The organism is Pseudomonas sp. PSKL.D1 (assembly GCF_028898945.1).
Lineage (GTDB): Bacteria > Pseudomonadota > Gammaproteobacteria > Pseudomonadales > Pseudomonadaceae > Aquipseudomonas.
The window spans coordinates 1,331,984-1,347,500 of record NZ_CP118607.1; the positions used below are offsets into that span (position 1 = coordinate 1,331,984).

15 protein-coding genes (1 of these 15 only partly in view) are annotated in these 15,517 nt (G+C 62.7%); 10 read left to right on the plus strand and 5 right to left on the minus strand.

The features are described from left to right. Positions 1-46: 46 nt before the first annotated feature. Positions 47-2,893: an RNA polymerase-associated protein RapA gene (gene rapA / locus PVV54_RS05880; protein ID WP_274909033.1), complete on the minus strand. Its 2,847-nt coding sequence runs from the start codon at positions 2,891-2,893 to the stop codon at positions 47-49. Between the two features lie 131 nt (positions 2,894-3,024). On the opposite strand from rapA, the gene PVV54_RS05885 reads away from it, so the two are divergent. The 7 genes from PVV54_RS05885 to PVV54_RS05910 all read left to right on the plus strand — a co-directional run bounded on the left by PVV54_RS05885 (position 3,025) and on the right by PVV54_RS05910 (position 8,054). After that, positions 3,025-3,720, plus strand: a complete 696-nt coding sequence (locus PVV54_RS05885) for a M949_RS01915 family surface polysaccharide biosynthesis protein (RefSeq protein ID WP_274909034.1) — start codon at positions 3,025-3,027, stop codon at positions 3,718-3,720. 75 nt (positions 3,721-3,795) lie between these two features. Beyond that, positions 3,796-4,128, plus strand: coding sequence for an aspartate-semialdehyde dehydrogenase (locus tag PVV54_RS05890; protein ID WP_274909035.1), 333 nt, complete (start codon positions 3,796-3,798; stop codon positions 4,126-4,128). 67 nt (positions 4,129-4,195) lie between these two features. Beyond that, positions 4,196-4,357, plus strand: coding sequence for a hypothetical protein (locus tag PVV54_RS05895; protein ID WP_274909036.1), 162 nt, complete (start codon positions 4,196-4,198; stop codon positions 4,355-4,357). Between the two features lie 135 nt (positions 4,358-4,492). Next, positions 4,493-4,609 carry a cytochrome c oxidase subunit CcoM gene (gene ccoM / locus PVV54_RS26495; protein WP_027918924.1) on the plus strand — a complete coding sequence of 39 codons (117 nt, stop codon included), beginning with the start codon at positions 4,493-4,495 and terminating at the stop codon, positions 4,607-4,609. Positions 4,610-4,994: 385 nt separating this feature from the next. Continuing rightward, positions 4,995-6,983, plus strand: coding sequence for an FUSC family protein (locus PVV54_RS05900; protein WP_274909037.1), 1,989 nt, complete (start codon positions 4,995-4,997; stop codon positions 6,981-6,983). After that, a complete protein-coding gene (locus PVV54_RS05905) occupies positions 6,970-7,176 on the plus strand; it encodes a DUF1656 domain-containing protein (protein WP_274909038.1) in 207 nt (68 codons plus the stop codon). Before PVV54_RS05900 ends, PVV54_RS05905 begins: the two co-directional genes overlap by 14 nt. An 11-nt stretch (positions 7,177-7,187) precedes the next feature. Then, a complete protein-coding gene (locus tag PVV54_RS05910; protein WP_274909039.1) occupies positions 7,188-8,054 on the plus strand; it encodes an efflux RND transporter periplasmic adaptor subunit in 867 nt (288 codons plus the stop codon). Between the two features lie 3 nt (positions 8,055-8,057). Here PVV54_RS05910 and PVV54_RS05915 read toward each other — a convergent pair whose 3' ends face one another. Further along, complete coding sequence (locus tag PVV54_RS05915) at positions 8,058-8,816, minus strand: SDR family NAD(P)-dependent oxidoreductase (protein ID WP_274909040.1); 759 nt, start codon at positions 8,814-8,816, stop codon at positions 8,058-8,060. Positions 8,817-8,926: 110 nt separating this feature from the next. Between PVV54_RS05915 and PVV54_RS05920 the strand changes: the two genes are divergently transcribed. Further along, complete coding sequence (locus PVV54_RS05920) at positions 8,927-9,865, plus strand: LysR substrate-binding domain-containing protein (RefSeq protein WP_274909041.1); 939 nt, start codon at positions 8,927-8,929, stop codon at positions 9,863-9,865. Between the two features lie 86 nt (positions 9,866-9,951). Then, positions 9,952-10,272 carry a DUF2025 family protein gene (locus tag PVV54_RS05925; RefSeq protein WP_274909042.1) on the plus strand — a complete coding sequence of 107 codons (321 nt, stop codon included), beginning with the start codon at positions 9,952-9,954 and terminating at the stop codon, positions 10,270-10,272. Positions 10,273-10,289: 17 nt separating this feature from the next. Here the strand turns inward: PVV54_RS05925 and PVV54_RS05930 are convergent, their stop codons facing one another. Then, the gene (locus PVV54_RS05930; protein ID WP_274909043.1) at positions 10,290-12,860 is read right to left on the minus strand and encodes a bifunctional diguanylate cyclase/phosphodiesterase; all 2,571 of its coding nucleotides are present in this window, start codon (positions 12,858-12,860) and stop codon (positions 10,290-10,292) included. 55 nt (positions 12,861-12,915) lie between these two features. Beyond that, on the minus strand, positions 12,916-13,989 hold the full coding sequence (locus PVV54_RS05935) for a diguanylate cyclase (protein WP_274909044.1): 1,074 nt from the start codon (positions 13,987-13,989) through the stop codon (positions 12,916-12,918). Between the two features lie 130 nt (positions 13,990-14,119). Between PVV54_RS05935 and PVV54_RS05940 the strand changes: the two genes are divergently transcribed. Then, a complete protein-coding gene (locus PVV54_RS05940; protein ID WP_274909045.1) occupies positions 14,120-15,214 on the plus strand; it encodes an MBL fold metallo-hydrolase in 1,095 nt (364 codons plus the stop codon). Between the two features lie 3 nt (positions 15,215-15,217). Here the strand turns inward: PVV54_RS05940 and PVV54_RS05945 are convergent, their stop codons facing one another. Beyond that, positions 15,218-15,517, minus strand: partial view of a formate/nitrite transporter family protein gene (locus tag PVV54_RS05945; protein ID WP_274909046.1) — the end only. Its footprint extends 597 nt past the window's final position; only the last 300 of its 897 coding nucleotides appear in the window; the start codon falls outside the window, past its right edge — the gene reads right to left on this strand; it ends in the stop codon at positions 15,218-15,220.

Below are 15,517 nucleotides of genomic sequence, written 5' to 3' on the forward strand. Positions count from 1 at the left end.
AGGGGTGGCCCTATCGTCGATTGAGCGACGATAGGGCTTGCACACGTCAGCCAGCGACCAGTACGCGGATCGCTTCCAGGCGCAGTGCTGCCTTGTCCAGCATCGCCAGGCCATCTTCGCGCAGCTTGCGCAAAGCGTCGATCTCGCTGTCACGCACGCTCGGGTTCACGGCTTTGAGCGCTGTCAGGCGTGCCAGTTCTTCGTCAGCCTCGGCAGCCAGGCGTCGCTGGGCTTCAGCCACGCGCTCCACATGGGTCGGCATGACCTTGGCTTCGCCGCCGCTGATACGCGTGGCGAGCACATCGCGCTGGGCCTGCACGAACTTGTTGGCGCTGGCCCGTGGCACGCTTTCCAGCTGGTCGTTCAGGGTTTCGAACGCTACACGCGATGCCAAGTCGTTGCCGTTGGCATCGAGCAGGCAACGCAACGCCGCGGGTGGCAGATAGCGGCCCAGTTGCAGGCTGCGCGGCGCCACCACTTCGCTGACGAACAACAGCTCCAGCAAGACAGTGCCTGGCTTGAGCGCTTTGTTCTTGATCAGCGCCACGGCCGTGTTGCCCATCGAGCCGGACAGCACCAAATCCATGCCGCCCTGCACCATGGGGTGTTCCCAGGTGAGGAACTGCATGTCTTCGCGTGACAGCGCCTGGGCACGGTCGTAGGTGATGGTCACACCTTCGTCGTCGCCCAGCGGGAAGCTGGCGTCGAGCATTTTCTCGCTCGGCTTGAGGATCAGCGCGTTTTCCGAATGGTCTTCGCTGTCGATGCCAAAAGCGTCGAACAGGGTTTCCATGTAGATCGGCAGGGCGAACTGGTCGTCTTGCTCAAGGATGGCTTCAACCAGCGCCTGGCCTTCGCCAGCACCGCCGGAGTTCAGCTCCAGCAGGCGGTCGCGGCCACTGTGCAGTTCGGCTTCCAGGCGCTCGCGCTCACCGCGTGCCTCGGCCACCAGCGCGTCCCAGGCCTTGGCGTCGCCGCCTTCAAGCATTTGCAGCAGACGCGGGCCAAACTGATGTTGCAGGGCATTGCCGGTCGGGCAGGTATTGAGGAAGGCATTGAGGCCTTCGTGGTACCACTGGAACAGGCGCTCCTGCGGGCTGTCCTGCAGGTACGGGATGTGCAACTCAATGGTGTGCTTCTGGCCGATCCGGTCGAGGCGGCCGATGCGCTGTTCGAGCAAGTCGGGGTGGGCCGGCAGGTCGAACATCACCAAGTGATGGGCGAACTGGAAGTTGCGGCCTTCACTGCCGATTTCCGAGCAGATCAGCACTTGGGCGCCGAACTCTTCATCGGCGAAGTAGGCGGCGGCGCGGTCGCGTTCGAGGATGTTCATGCCTTCGTGGAACACGGTTGCCGGGATGCCGGAGCGCACGCGCAAGGCGTCTTCCAGGTCCATGGCGGTTTCCGCATGTGCGCAGATCACCAATACTTTGGTGCGCTTGAGCATCTTCAGGGTGTCGATCAGCCAGTCGACGCGAGGGTCGAAGCGCCACCAGCGCTCTTCCTCGCTGGCTTCGCCTTGTGCCTGGAAGGCCACTTCCGGGTACAGCTCGGCATGCTCGCCGGCTGGCAGGATGCCGTATTGCTCCGGGTTGGCCAGCGGGTAGGGGTGCAACTGGCGCTCCGGGAAGCCCTGGATTGCCGCACGGGTGTTACGGAACAGCACGCGGCCGGTGCCGTGGCGGTCCAGCAGTTCGCGGATCAGGCGGGCACTGGCCTGGCTGTCGCCATCGCTGACCGCAGCCAGCAGCGCTTCGCCTTCGGCACCCAGGAAGCCCTGGATGGTGGCGTGGGCCTTGGGCGAAAGGCGGCCTTCGTCGAGCAGCTCCTGTACAGCTTCGGCCACCGGGCGATAGTTTTCGCTCTCGGCGCGGAAGGCGGCCAGGTCGTGGAAACGGTTGGGGTCGAGCAGGCGCAGGCGCGCGAAGTGGCTGTCCTGGCCGAGTTGTTCCGGGGTGGCGGTGAGCAGCAGCACGCCCGGGATTACCTGGGCCAGTTGTTCGACCAGGCTGTACTCGGGGCTGGCCTGTTCTTCGTGCCATACCAGGTGGTGGGCCTCGTCGACCACCATCAGGTCCCAACCGGCGGCGAATAGCGCGTCCTGGGCCTTTTCGTCGTCGACCAGCCACTCCAGTGCCACCAGCGCCAGCTGGGCGTCTTCGAACGGGTTGCTGGCGTCGCTCTCGATAAAGCGTTCAGCGTCGAACAGCGCTACCTGCAGGTTGAAGCGCCGGCGCATTTCCACCAGCCACTGGTGCTGGAGGTTTTCCGGCACCAGGATCAGCACGCGGCTGGCACGGCCCGAAAGCAGCTGGCGATGGATCACCAGGCCGGCTTCGATGGTTTTACCCAGGCCCACTTCGTCGGCCAGCAGTACACGCGGCGCGCTGCGGTCGGCCACTTCGCGGGCAATGTGCAACTGGTGAGCGATCGGTTGAGCGCGGCAGCCGCCCAGGCCCCACAGCGACGACAGCATTTGCTTGCTGGTGTGTTGCAGGGTGTTGTAACGCAGGCTGAACCACGACAGCGGGTCGATCTGGCCGGCAAACAGGCGGTCGCTGGCCAGGCGGAACTGGATGAAGTTCGACAGCTGGGTTTCCGGCAGGGTACGTGCCTGGTTCTGCTGGTCGAGGCCGTGGTAAACCATCAGGCCGTCGATGTCCTCGACTTCGCGCACGGTCAGCTTCCAGCCTTCGAAGTGCGTGATCTGGTCACCTGGCGAGAAGCGCACGCGGGTCAGCGGCGCGTTGCGCAGGGAATACTGGCGGGTGTCGCCGGTGGCTGGGTAAAGCACGGTCAGCAAGCGGCCATCCTGGGCCAGAATGGTCCCCAGGCCAAGCTCCGCTTCGCTGTCGCTGATCCAGCGTTGCCCCGGTTGATACTGCTGCGCCATACTGCCTGAACTCCCGCGATGAAAAGCCGGCTATGTTAACGGATCGGCCGGGCGGACCAAAGTCTAGAAGACCATGAGTCTAGCTGTTTCATCGCAGAAAACCGTCTTGACGACGAGGGCTATGGACTGACATGCCGCTCACGCACCGCTGGTTGAACGCCTCAATGGCCGTTGGCAGCTTGCTGCTGTTGGCCGCCTGCGAACAGAAAAACTTCGAAACCCTGCCTGCAATCCCGGTCGAGCAACTTGAAGTGTTGGGCGTGCAAACGCCTATCAAGAGCGTGCACTTTCGCGACCGCGACGGTGAAGGGCTGCTGGTGCTGAGCCGCAGCGACGGCCAGGCGGTGGATGCCGAGTCCGAGCAGGAAGTCGACAAGGTGGTGCTCAAGGCCACCTTGTATGCGCGAGCCGGTGAAAAGGACGCGTTCAAGCCGCGCTGGCAGATTGAACAGGAAACCACCTGCCCGGGCCTGGACCTGGATGTCGACTTTTACAGTGACGTTACCGATGTCAGTGACCTGAACAAGGACGGCGTCGCCGAAGTGACCGTGGCCAGCCATTCCTTTTGCGGTGGTGGCATCGACCCCCACGACATCGCCATCGAGATGCGCGAAGGCCAGGCCAGCTACACCATTACCGGGCAGTCACAAATCAGCCCGGCCGGTGAAGAGCCGATTGGCGGCGAGCGTGAAGACAGCGCTTCGCTGAAGAACGCGCCGCAGGCAGTGCGCGATCACATGGATGCTGTGTGGCAGCAGGTGTACAAGCGGCCCTGGAGCGAGGCCAGCCCGCCCGCCGATGATGACCCGGACGACGAGGCGCAGTAATCGCTGTAGAATGCAGGCCATCGCTGCTCAAGTTGGCTGAAGTGTGGCCGATACAGTGGGCACAGGAGAATTTCCATGCTGCCGCCGATCATTCCGCTCAGTGCTGCCCCGGTGACCTCGCAACAGGACCCGGTCAAGCCGACCCCCGACATCAAGCCGGTGGTCCCCGCGCAGCCTTCGTCCAGTGAAAGTGCCATCGACCTCAAGCACCAGCGCGACCCGCAGGAGCAGGCGTTGCTGTTGCGTGACGAACAACGCCGCCAGCAGCAGCGGCGCAACAGCAAGGGCGATGAAGAGCGCTATGCAGCGGTGCCGGGTGACGAAGTCAATGCCGACAACACCGTGCCGGTGGCGCCGCTGATGGGCGAGCACCCACGCCAGGGGTTGCTGGTCGACATCGAAGTCTGACACGGGGCTGGTCACGGCTGGCGCCTGGCTTCATCATGCAGGTCTCTGCAGACCGTCGAGCCCACCCATGAGCCAAGACAACCTCATCGACTTCGATGCCGAACGTGCCAAGCGCGTCCACGACCTCAAGGAAAAGCGCCTCAACGAGGTGCGCCAGCAGTTCGAACAGGCCATGCCGCTGGGCAAGGCCAAGAAAAAGAAGCCCAAGGGCAAGCCCAAAAAGCGCTGAAACTTGACGCAGGTCAACCCTGCGCCCGCCTCGCGTGCCCGTCCCCGGGCACCATTGACTTCGGTCAATTTCCCCCGCCCTTGTTTTCGCTACCTTGCACACATCAGGCAACGGCAAGCGAATCGGGAGGCCGACATGTTCTTCGACAACGTGGTTATCGCCGGTGTGGTGACGGTCGGGTTGATGTTCGCATTCTTTGCCGGCCTGGGCATTTTCATCTGGAAGGACTCGCACAAGCGCAAGCCGCGCTGACCTTCCAGGTTCATGAGCACGCAAGGCATTTAGGGCGACTTCGGTCGCCCATTTTTTTGTGTGCGTTTTTTGGTGTGATTGGCGGGAGTGTTCGTTGGGTTTGAGATCGAGCGCCGCTGTGCGCCGCATCGCGGATAAATCCGCTCCTACAGGCGAGCGCCTGGCGTCACAGGTTCGGCACGTTGCACATTGTATGAGCGGATTTACCGAGACGTCGGACCGCCGCGATACGGCGCGCAGCGGCGCTCGATCTCAAACCCGACAAACACCGCAGGGCGAACACCCCGACATAAAGATGATTAGCTAGCTAATTATTCATTCCCGCATTATCCTTCCCACCCATTGTCTATCGTTAACCTCACCATCCCCCCGCAAGGTCCGATTCGTGCCAATCACCTTCCAGGCCCTGTTCGCACCCAGCAACGCCGCCATCAAGTTCGCCATCAAGACCCTGCTCGGTGGCGGCCTGGCGTTGTGGCTGGCCATGCGCTGGGGGTTGGAGCAACCGTCCTGGGCATTGATGACCGCGTTCATCGTGGCCCAGCCATTGTCGGGCATGGTGGTGCAGAAGGGCCTGGCGCGGTTGGCTGGCACATTGGTCGGCACCTGCATGTCGGTGGTGTTGATGGCCCTGTTCGCCCAAACCCCATGGCTGTTTCTCATTGCTTTGGCCCTGTGGCTGGCCCTGTGCACGGCGGCGTCCACGCAGCTGCGCAGTGCCTGGGCGTATGCCTTCGTATTGGCCGGCTACACCGCCGCCATTATCGCCTTGCCCGCGATCAGCCACCCGCTGCAGGTGTTCGACCAGGCCGTGGCGCGCTGTACCGAGATTTGCCTGGGTATTTTTTGCGCAACCGCCACCAGCGCCTTGTTGTGGCCCATGCGCGTCGAGCAGCAACTGGCGGGCCAGGCACGTCAGGCCTGGCAGCAAGGGTTGCAGGCAGGTAGCGCAATGCTTGGCGGCGAGGACGAAGCGCGCAAAGGCCTGCTGGAAATCCTGGGGCGCGTCGTGGCCATTGATGCCCAGCGCGAACACGCCTGGTTCGAAGGGCCACGAGGGCGCCAGCGAGCCAGGGGTATTCGCGGGCTGAGCCAGAAGCTGATGGTGTTGCTGCGCATTGCGCGCTCGGTACGCCGGCAGTGGCGGCAACTGGATGAACATGAAGCCGCACGCCTGGCCCCCTGGCTGGAGGAAGTGCGGGCGTTGCTGGCCAAGCCGGACCAGCCGAGCCTGCTGGTACTGCGCCAGCGCGTGTGGGATGCCGCGCAGGGCGAGCAGATCACCTCGGCCGAGCACTTCTGCCTGGCCCGCATGGCTTTGTTGCTGGACTATGCCATGGCCGCCACACGGGCGCTCGACGACGTTGAGGCGGGCAGGGCGCCCAAGGATGTGCCCCAGGGCTTGGCCGTGCATCGGGACTGGTCGCTGGCCTTGCTGTTCGGCTCGCGTAGCGCGTTGGCGTTTTTGGTGATGAGTGCCTTCTGGCTGGCCACCGCCTGGCCATCCGCACCGGGCGGGCTGGTGCTGACGTGCGTGGTCTGCAGCCTGTTTGCCAGCCGGGAAAACGGTGCGCAGATCGGTTTGAGCTTTTTACGGGGCATTTTGCTTGCGATCCCCGCCGCATTCCTGGTGGGGCAGATCCTGCTGCCGCAGTGGAGCAGCTTCGCCATGCTCTGCTTAGGGATGGGCGTGCCGTTGTTTCCAGGGGCGTTGGGCATGGCGCACCCGCGTACAGGGGCAACAGCTACCTCTTATTGCCTGCATTTCATCGTACTGGTGTCGCCCCTTAACGCCATGCAGTTTGGTGTGGCGAGCATGCTCAACAGCGCCTTGGCCATGCTGGTTGGGGTGGGCGCCGCGGTAATGGCCTTTCGCTTGTTGGTGTTGCGCCACCCGGCCTGGCTTGGCAGGCGCTTGCGGGCCGCGACCCAAAGCGACCTTGTGCGCCTGACCCGGCGAGACCTGCGCGGTGCCGACAGCTGGTTTGGCGGGCGCATGGCCGACCGCCTGATGCAGTTGGCCCGCCAGGCAGGCGAGTTGCCGGAGGCCGAACGCAAGCGCTGGGACGATGGCCTGCATGGCCTGGATATTGGCGACGAACTGGTCCACCTGCGTATGTGCCTTGCCGTCGCGCAAGCGCCGCTGGGGGCAGCCGAGCGGGAGTACCTGAAACACGTCGAGGCCGTGTTGGCCGATGGGCCGGCAGCAGGCCGGGGGCATCGCCTGGATGCGGTCAGCGAGCAGTTCCTGGCCGCCCTGCGACGCCAGTCGGCCAGTGACCCGTTGCGCCTGGCCGAAGGGGCGGTGCTGCAGTTGCAGAAAAGCTGGGGCAAATGGTGCCGCTGGCAGGAGGACGCCCATGGGCTTGCGTGAATGGGCGCTGGGTGGCGTGCTGCTCAGCCCGTTTCTGATCTATGTATTGATGGCGCTGGTGCTTACCGGCCTGCTGCGCCTGGTGGTTCAGGCCACGCCATTGGGGCGTTGGGTTTGGCACGAAGCGTTGTTCGACGCGGCGTTGTTCGTTTGCGTGCTGTACCTGGTGGTTCGCCTGCTGGGGCCTTTGTAAGGAGTGATTCGATGCGTGCCGTAGTCCGTACACTGGTGACCTTGTGTGTGGTCGTCATTGCCGTTCTGGCTGGCTTCAAGTTGTGGCAGTACTACATGCTCACGCCGTGGACGCGTGATGCCCGGGTGCGCGCCGATGTGGTGGTCATTGCGCCGGACGTGTCCGGCTGGGTGCGTGAGTTGAAGGTTCAGGACAACCAGCAGGTCAAGGCTGGCGACTTGTTGATGAGCATCGATCGCGAACGCTTCAAGGCCGCGTTCGACCAGGCCAGTGCCGTGGCTGACACCCGGGCGCAACAGCTGCACCTGCGTGAGCGAGAGGCGGCGCGGCGCACGGCGCTGGGCCCCGAGGCAATCAGCGCCGAGTTGCGTGAAAACGCCCAGATCAACGCCGCCATTGCGCGCGGCGAACTGCAGGAAGCCAAGGCACAGTTGGAGGTTGCCAAAATCAACCTGGCACGCAGTGAAGTGCGCGCGCCGCGCGACGGCCATATCACCAACCTGCGCCTGGCGCAGGGTAACTACGTGAACACCGGCGAGTCGGTGATGGCGCTGGTGGATGACGCCACCTTCTATATTCAGGCCTATTTCGAAGAAACAAAACTGCCGCGCATACGCGTGGGCGATTCGGTGAAGGTGTGGCTGATGGGGGCGGGCGAGGCAATGCAAGGCCATGTGCAGAGCATTGGCCGCGGGATCACCGACAGCAACAGCAACCCCGACAGCCAGTTGCTGCCCGAGGTCGAGCCAACATTCAACTGGGTGCGCCTGGCGCAGCGCATCCCGGTGCGCATCCGGCTGGACCAGATCCCGGAAGGCGTGCACCTGAGCGCGGGCATGACTGCCAGCGTGCAGGTGCATGAGGACGCCCCCGAGTGAGCGTTACAGGAACATGCCGCCCGACACCTCCAGCCGTTGCCCGGTGATCCAGCCGTTGCCGTCTTCCAGCAGCAGGGCAATCGCTGCGCCGATGTCATCCGGCAAGCCGACCCGGCCCAAGGCCGTATTGCTGGCGATGTAGTCGTTGACCTGGCGGTTGTCGCGCACCACGCCGCCGCCAAAGTCGGTCTCGATGGCACCCGGTGCAAGGATGTTGACGCGGATGCCGCGTGCCCCCAGCTCTTTGGCCTGATAACGGGTCAACACTTCCATGGCGCCCTTCATGGCCGCATAGGCGGCATAGCCAGGCAGTGCAAAGCGCGCCAGCCCGGACGAAATGTTGACGATGCGCCCACCATCGGCCAGCAGCGGGAGCATCTGCTGGGTGAGGAAAAACGGCCCTTTGAGCTGAATGTTCATCAACTGGTCGAACTGAGCTTCAGTGGTTTCGGCGAATGGCACGTTCAAGCCGATGCCGGCATTGTTTACCAGAAAGTCAAAGTGCTCGCGGCCAAATTGTTGCTGCAAGGTTTGGCCGAGGCGCTGGGCAAAATCGGCAAAGCTGCTGCTGTCGCTGACATCAAGTTTCAGCATCTCGGCTCTGACGCCAGCGGCCTGCAGGTGCCTGGCCACGCTTTGCGCTTCTTCGGCTTTGCTGAGGTAGGTCCCGATGACGTCAACGCCCCGTTCAGCCAAGTGCTCGGCAGTGTTGCGGCCCAAGCCACGGCTGGCGCCGGTGATCAATGCGATTTTGCGGGTCATGTCGAATCCCTCATGGGTGGGTGATGAACACAGGTTATTGATCGCCCGCTGGCTGTTAAATCCAGTAAAAATGGAAATACTGTTCGCGTTGGTCGAACAGTGAGGCGTAAATGAACAAACTTGAATTGCTGCGCACGTTCGTGAGAGTCAGTGAAGTAAGCAGCTTCACCTTGGCCGCCGACAGCCTGGGGCTTCCGCGCTCCACTGTTTCCGAGCAAATCAGGGCGCTGGAGCAGTTGCTGGGGACGCGGCTGTTCAACCGCACCACGCGGCGGGTGCAGGCAACCCAGGATGGCGCACTGCTGTACGAGCGCAGCAAAGACCTGCTGTCTGGCATGGACGAAATCGAGAGCCTGTTCCGCGCTGACGATGCCGAGTTGGCGGGTTGCCTGCGCGTCGACTTGCCGACCATGATGGCCCGCCGCGTGATCATTCCGGCTTTGCCCGGCTTTCTTGAGCGCTACCCACGCCTTGAAGTTGAGTTGAGCTGCACCGACCGCCAGGTCGATCTGCTACGCGAGGGCTTTGATTGTGTAATGCGCATCGGCGCCTTGAGCGACCTTGATGTGGTGGCTCGACCTGTCGGGCACCTGAGTATGTGCAACTGTGCAAGCCCCGCTTACCTTGCTCGGCATGGTGTGCCGCACAAACTTGAAGACCTGGGCCAGCACCGCCTGGTGCATTACGTGCGCACATTGGGCGGGCACAGCACCGGGTTTGAGTATGTGCGTGATGGCCAGTTGCACAGCCAGGCCATGGCCGGCGGGGTCACGGTCAACAATGCCGAAGCCTACTCGGCGGCATGCCTGGCCGGCTTGGGGTTGATCCAGGTGCCCAGGGTGGGGGTCATGGAGCACCTTCGTCGAGGGGAGTTGGTTACGGTGATGGACGGCTGGCAGGCACAACCGATGCCGGTGTCGTTGTTGTATGCCCGACAGCGCCATGTGCCACGCCGGGTTCAGGCTTTCATGAACTGGTTGGCGGTGCTGCTGGCGCCCGAGGTCGACCCGCTGGTTGGTGAAAATCTTGGCGGTAAGGCCCGCACCTGAGTTAGGCTCACGGTGCGCGTTGCCCAGCAGAGGCAGCCGTTTTCGCCTGGCGTGCGTCACTTTCGTTTTTATCACGAGGTTACGACATGGCCATCACATCACAGGACATCTGCAGCGCCGCCGATCAACTCAAGGGTTTTGTCGGCTTTCACGGCAAGCGTGGCGTCCATATCGTGCGGTTTTCCGAAGACGCGTTCGGCATGGATGTGCCGGACGACAGCATTACCCCTTGCAGCGAATTCGTGTGGCGGCCCGAAAAAGGGCAGCAGATGGCCTTGTGCCGGGAGCGATTGGCACTGCTGCTGGAGCAGCATGTGGATGACCGGCTGAACATCGGCGAGCCATTGCGCGTGTATCTGCGGCGCAGCGACCTGCCGGAGATCGTGGCCCAGCGCTCCCCGCTTTAAACCGGGTGCCGGGGTGTTCAGGAAGCGTCCGCTGCGCGCCCCGGGGTTTCGTCCAGCAGCCGTTCGAATGCCGCCCGTTCCAGCGGCTTGCTCAGGAAAAACCCCTGTACTTCGTGGCAGCGGTCGCCTTCAAGCGCCTTCAGTTGCTGCTCGGTTTCCACGCCCTCGGCCGTGACGGTCAGCCCCATCGCCTCGCCCAGGTTGATGATCGCTTGCACCACGGCGCGGTCGTTGCTGCCGGGGTTGCCCAGGCCTGCGATGAAACGTTTGTCGATCTTGATGCTGTCGAAGGGGTAGGTGCGCAGGTAGCCCAGGGACGAATAGCCCGTGCCGAAGTCGTCCATGTTCAGGCGCACGCCTAGCTCTTTGAGCGCGAGCATGGTGCCCAGCGCACCTTCGATGTCGTTGAGCATTACGTTTTCGGTGATTTCCAGTTCCAGGCGTTGAGCGGGGAAGCCGGTTTCCATGAGGATGTCGCGCACATCGGCAACCACATCGCTGCGCAAGAACTGCGCCGGTGACAGGTTCACCGACACGATGAGGTGGCCAGGCCAGCCTTGTGCGCATCGGCAGGCCTCGTGCAGCACCCAGCGGCCCAGGGTCACGATCAGCTCGCTTTGCTCGGCCAGCCTGATGAAAGTATCCGGGCCAAGCAGCCCCTCCTGCGGGTGGCGCCAGCGCAGCAACGCTTCGACCGAGACGATGCGCAAATCGCCCATGCGGTAACGGGGTTGGTAGTAAAGGACGAACTCGTTGTTCTTCAGGGCGCGGCGCAGGTCGTTTTCCAGTTGGCGACGGTACTGGATCTGCTGGTTCATCTCGGCGGCAAAATAACGCCAGGTGTTTTTGCCGTCGGCCTTGGCCTGGTAGAGGGCGATGTCCGCGCAGCGGATCAATTCCCCGGCATCGAACCCTTGCGTACGCGTTTGGGCAATGCCGATACTGGCGCCGACATGCAGCAGCTGGTCCTCGTACGGGATGGGTTGTTGCAGCAATTCGATCAGGCGTTTGCACAATTTGTCGATTTCGACCCGGTTATCCATGCCGGCAAGCACCAGCACGAATTCATCGCCCCCCAGCCGGGCGACCAGGTCCCCGTCGCGGGTGGTGTCGCGCAGGCGCGCCGCTACCTCCTGCAGCACGGCATCACCTGCCGGGTGGCCGAGGGAGTCATTGATGGGTTTGAAGTTGTCCAGGTCGAGCAGCAGCAAGGTCAAGGGAGGTGACTCGTTGCCCCGTAACAGCACCTGCTCCAGGTGCCTGGCAAGTTTGTTGCGGTTGGCAAGGCCTGTTAGCGGGTCGTGCAGCGACAGGTGCTGGATGCGCGCATGGGCGGCAACCTCATCGGTGATGTCGCTGGCTGTGCCGCGGTAGCCTGTAAGCTTGCCGTCATACACGATGGCGCGGGCCGAAACGCGGCAGAAACGATTCTGGCCATTGTGGTCGCGATAGGCGCAGCGCAGGTTGGCGGGTTGCTCGCTGTCGGCCTCGGCCTGAGCGTCTAACCAGGGCGACAGGGGGGTAGTTTCGCAACTGAGCAGTTGATTGAGCGGTTGGCCAAGCCACATGTCGACCGGGTCACCCGTCACCCTGACGAAGCGTTGCGACAGGTAAGTCAGACGCTGGTGGCGGTCGGTTTCCCAGATCCAGTCGGAGGCCGCTTCCGCCACCGCGCGAAAACGCTGCTCGCTGGCTTCGAGGGCGAGATTGCTCTGTTGCAGCTTTTGCACGCTCTGGTCGATGGCCGCAGAGCTGCGCAGGGCATGGCGGAACAGGTACAGCATCACCAGGCCCAGTATCAGCAGCGCACACAGCAGCGGCGGCAACACCGCCCATAGAAGCTGGCGCCCTGGCAATGGGCTGGTCCAGGCCAGGTAATAGCCCGTATCACCCAAGGCAATGCGTTGGTGCCCTTGGCTGTCATGCGTGGTTTTTTCGACGTGCATGTCAGCAAGGCCGGCCCCGGCACCCATGCGGGTAAGCTTCGGTTCAGTGAGCTGGTCGATAAACAGCATGACGGGCGTATGGCTCACTTCCGCCAGTGTCACGTCCCTGTCGGGGCGCACGGCCGCGGCGGTTAGCACGGCTGGCCAGCCATTGAACAGCACGAAGCGGGTGACCTGCTCGCGCGCGCTTGCGGCGTTGCGGGCGTCGGCAATGATCGTTGCCAACGGTGCGTCCATGAAACTGCTGGCGGCCGCCTGGCTGGGGGCGCCTTTGAACAATGCGTAGGTGGTGCGCTGATCGTCGACGACAAACACGCCTTCATAGCCGCTGGCACTGTACAGCGACTCCCCGACGTTCTTTTCCTGGTAGGCCCATTGCCAATCCACCTTGCCGGCAAGGTGCTCGTAGGCGGCGTCCCACACGGCGTAACTGGAAAGGAACTGGCGTGAGGCCTGCAGGCGTTGTTCGAGCGCCTGGTTGGCGTGGAAGGCACTGCGTTGCTGCTCCTGGTTATCCAGCGTGGCGGCAATATTGAACAGGGCCCCCAGCGTTACCAGGCAGGCAAAACCGAATACGGCGCAAAAACCGGCGATCAGGCGCCGAACCTGTAGGCGAGGGGTGGGGCTGGCGGTCCTGGCCATGCGTGCGCAACTCCTTGGCGAACTGCTACCCCCTCTACATGATCAGCAAGGGGTTTCAGTCAGGATAGGCCAGCTTGAGCGGGGCGGCTGCGCCATCGGCAAAATTGACCTGATCGCGGCCACGGTGTTTGGCACCGTAGAGGGCTTTGTCGGCTTGTTCAAGCCAATGCTCGGGGGAATCGAGTTCGGGGTGGAAGGCCGAAAGGCCTATGCTCAGGCTGATGCGCAAGTGCGGCAATTGGGGTGTGCGGTAGCTGGCAACCTGTTCACGCAAGCGGTCCATGGCCTGGCAGGCCTGCGCTTCAGTCGTGCCGGGCAGAATCACGCAGAATTCGTCGCCCCCATAACGGCCGGCCTGGTCGACCTCGCGCAGGTTGCGTTTGAGTTCTTCGCTCAGCTGGCGCAGCACGCAGTCACCTACCACGTGGCCGAAGGTGTCGTTGATGGTCTTGAAATGATCGACATCGATGAGGGCAATCACTGCCGGTAGCTGTTGCTGCTGGCAGGCCTGAAACTTCAACAGCAACAGGTCCTTCCAGGCGCCGTGGTTGAGCAGCCCGGTCAGGCTGTCGGTACGGCTGAGGGCGCTGAGGCGCCGTTTGTGCTCGGCAAGCTTGATCGCCAGCCGATAGCACACCCAGCCCAATGCCAATGGGTATAGCGTCAACATGGGCAGGCAGGCATAAACCTGCAGGGGGGTAGCCGTCAATTGCAGGCCGGTGCCCAGCAGGGCCGTGCACAGCAACATGCCTGCCATTTGTGCCACCACCCCCTGCACCACAAGGCGCTTGCCGCCAGCGGCCACGTTATTCATGGTCATCATCGACAGTACGGTAACGACGGGCAAAGGATTGAAATGCATGGCGGCAGTCCAGAAGCCGCCCATCAGCGAGTCCAGCAGCAGGTTGCGCCGCTCTGCCTGGTATGGCTGTGCAGAGCGCATTGCCCACTGGTAAGCCGCGTGAGGCCAGAGAAGGCCGTTGAACAGCAGCAAGCCCCAGACCCAGGAGGGGGGCGACAGCGGTGCCACAGCTGCAGCTACACTGAACAAGCCGATGCCCAGGCCGATGCAGCGCGGCACGTAGATGCGCTTTACAAATGAAAGTCCCTTGCCGCTGCGGTTGTCCATGATCGTCGTCGTTCTTCTGCCGTGGCGCCGGTTATCGCATAACTCACGTGAATATTGTTGAACAACGTTTCATCGCCGAAAAATGACCTTGCAAGCCAATTCACGGTTGATGCGACCACTGTGGGGTAACATGAAGGCCTTCCTCTTGCTTGGAGTGCTGTTGCTCATGACACCCATGGAGAGCTCCGCCGGCGATTCGGCGCCACAGCGGGACGGACGTTTTCACAATCAGGCCAGCCTGCCGCAGGATGGTGTGCTGAAGAAGTTGCGCATTGGCTTGAAGTACCTGTTTTTGCGCAAGCCACCCGAAACACGGCCTGATAAACCCATCAGCGTGCAGCCGATGACGCGGGTACAGCTGCTGGATGCGCCTGATCACAGCCTGTGGCGCCTGGGGCATTCCACGGTACTGCTGAAGTTGCGAGGGCGCTTCTTTATTACCGACCCGGTGTTCGCCGAGCGCGCCTCGCCTGTGCAGTGGGCCGGGCCGTTGCGCTTCCATGCGCCACCTTTGGGGCTGAATGATTTACCGCCGCTGGCGGCGGTCATTTTGTCCCATGATCATTTTGATCATCTGGATGAACAGACCATACGCCAATTGGCCCCTCGCACCGAGCGGTTTTTGGCGCCGTTGGGCGTGGGGGACCTGCTGGTCGAATGGGGCGTGCCTGCAGCCAAAGTCACGCAACTGGACTGGTGGCAGGAGAGTGAAGTGGAGGGGGTACGGTTCGTGGCCACCCCGGCACAGCATTTTTCCGGGCGTGGATTGTTTGACAGCAACCGGCGGCTGTGGGCTTCGTGGGTTGTGATCGACGACCAGATGAAAGTGTTCTTCAGCGGCGACACAGGTTATTTCGACGGTTTTCGTGCGATAGGTGAGCGCTTTGGGCCGTTTGACCTGACGCTGATCGAAACCGGCGCCTATAACGTGGCTTGGCCAAGCGTGCACATGCAGCCGGAACAGAGCCTGCAGGCCCACCTTGATTTGCGCGGTCGCTGGATGCTGCCGATCCATAATGGCACGTTCGACTTGTCGACCCACAGCTGGCAGGAACCCTTCGAGCGCATCGTCGCGTTGGCTGCACAGGCGCAAGTACGCTTGACCACGCCTCAGATGGGCGAGCGGGTAAGCCTCGACTCTCCCCATGAAGGCCAGAACTGGTGGCAGCCCCGGCCTGCGCGTGAGCAGGGCAGAGGCAAGGCGCGCGCGGTGGCTGCGCGCTGAGTTTCAGTGCGCGTTGCCCTGTTTATCGTTACGGTCCTGCTTTTCATCTTTTAACAGTTTGGAGGGCGGTTTGCCGCTGTCGCTGCGTACCTGGGCGTGGCTGATCAAGGCAAAGATGAAGCTGCCCCCGATGATGTTGCCGGCCAGGGTCGGCAGGGCGAATTGCATCCAGAAGGCCTGCCAAGTCTGCTCGCCCGCCCACACCAGGTAGGACACCTCGACCGAACCTACGACGATATGGGTGAAGTCGCCCAGGGCCATCAGGTAGGTGACCATCAGGATGATCCAGATTTTGGCGTGCTC

Coding starts and splice junctions, on each gene's coding strand:
- PVV54_RS05895 (WP_274909036.1), top strand. CDS start 4,196: ATGAGCCAAGACAACCTCATCGACTTCGATGCCGAACGTGCCAAGCGC.
- PVV54_RS05915 (WP_274909040.1), bottom strand. CDS start 8,816: ATGACCCGCAAAATCGCATTGATCACCGGCGCCAGCCGTGGCTTGGGC.
- PVV54_RS05885 (WP_274909034.1), top strand. CDS start 3,025: ATGCCGCTCACGCACCGCTGGTTGAACGCCTCAATGGCCGTTGGCAGC.
- PVV54_RS05890 (WP_274909035.1), top strand. CDS start 3,796: ATGCTGCCGCCGATCATTCCGCTCAGTGCTGCCCCGGTGACCTCGCAA.
- PVV54_RS05940 (WP_274909045.1), top strand. CDS start 14,120: ATGAAGGCCTTCCTCTTGCTTGGAGTGCTGTTGCTCATGACACCCATG.
- PVV54_RS05905 (WP_274909038.1), top strand. CDS start 6,970: ATGGGCTTGCGTGAATGGGCGCTGGGTGGCGTGCTGCTCAGCCCGTTT.
- rapA (WP_274909033.1), bottom strand. CDS start 2,893: ATGGCGCAGCAGTATCAACCGGGGCAACGCTGGATCAGCGACAGCGAA.
- PVV54_RS05910 (WP_274909039.1), top strand. CDS start 7,188: ATGCGTGCCGTAGTCCGTACACTGGTGACCTTGTGTGTGGTCGTCATT.
- PVV54_RS05925 (WP_274909042.1), top strand. CDS start 9,952: ATGGCCATCACATCACAGGACATCTGCAGCGCCGCCGATCAACTCAAG.
- ccoM (WP_027918924.1), top strand. CDS start 4,493: ATGTTCTTCGACAACGTGGTTATCGCCGGTGTGGTGACGGTCGGGTTG.
- PVV54_RS05930 (WP_274909043.1), bottom strand. CDS start 12,860: ATGGCCAGGACCGCCAGCCCCACCCCTCGCCTACAGGTTCGGCGCCTG.
- PVV54_RS05920 (WP_274909041.1), top strand. CDS start 8,927: ATGAACAAACTTGAATTGCTGCGCACGTTCGTGAGAGTCAGTGAAGTA.
- PVV54_RS05935 (WP_274909044.1), bottom strand. CDS start 13,989: ATGGACAACCGCAGCGGCAAGGGACTTTCATTTGTAAAGCGCATCTAC.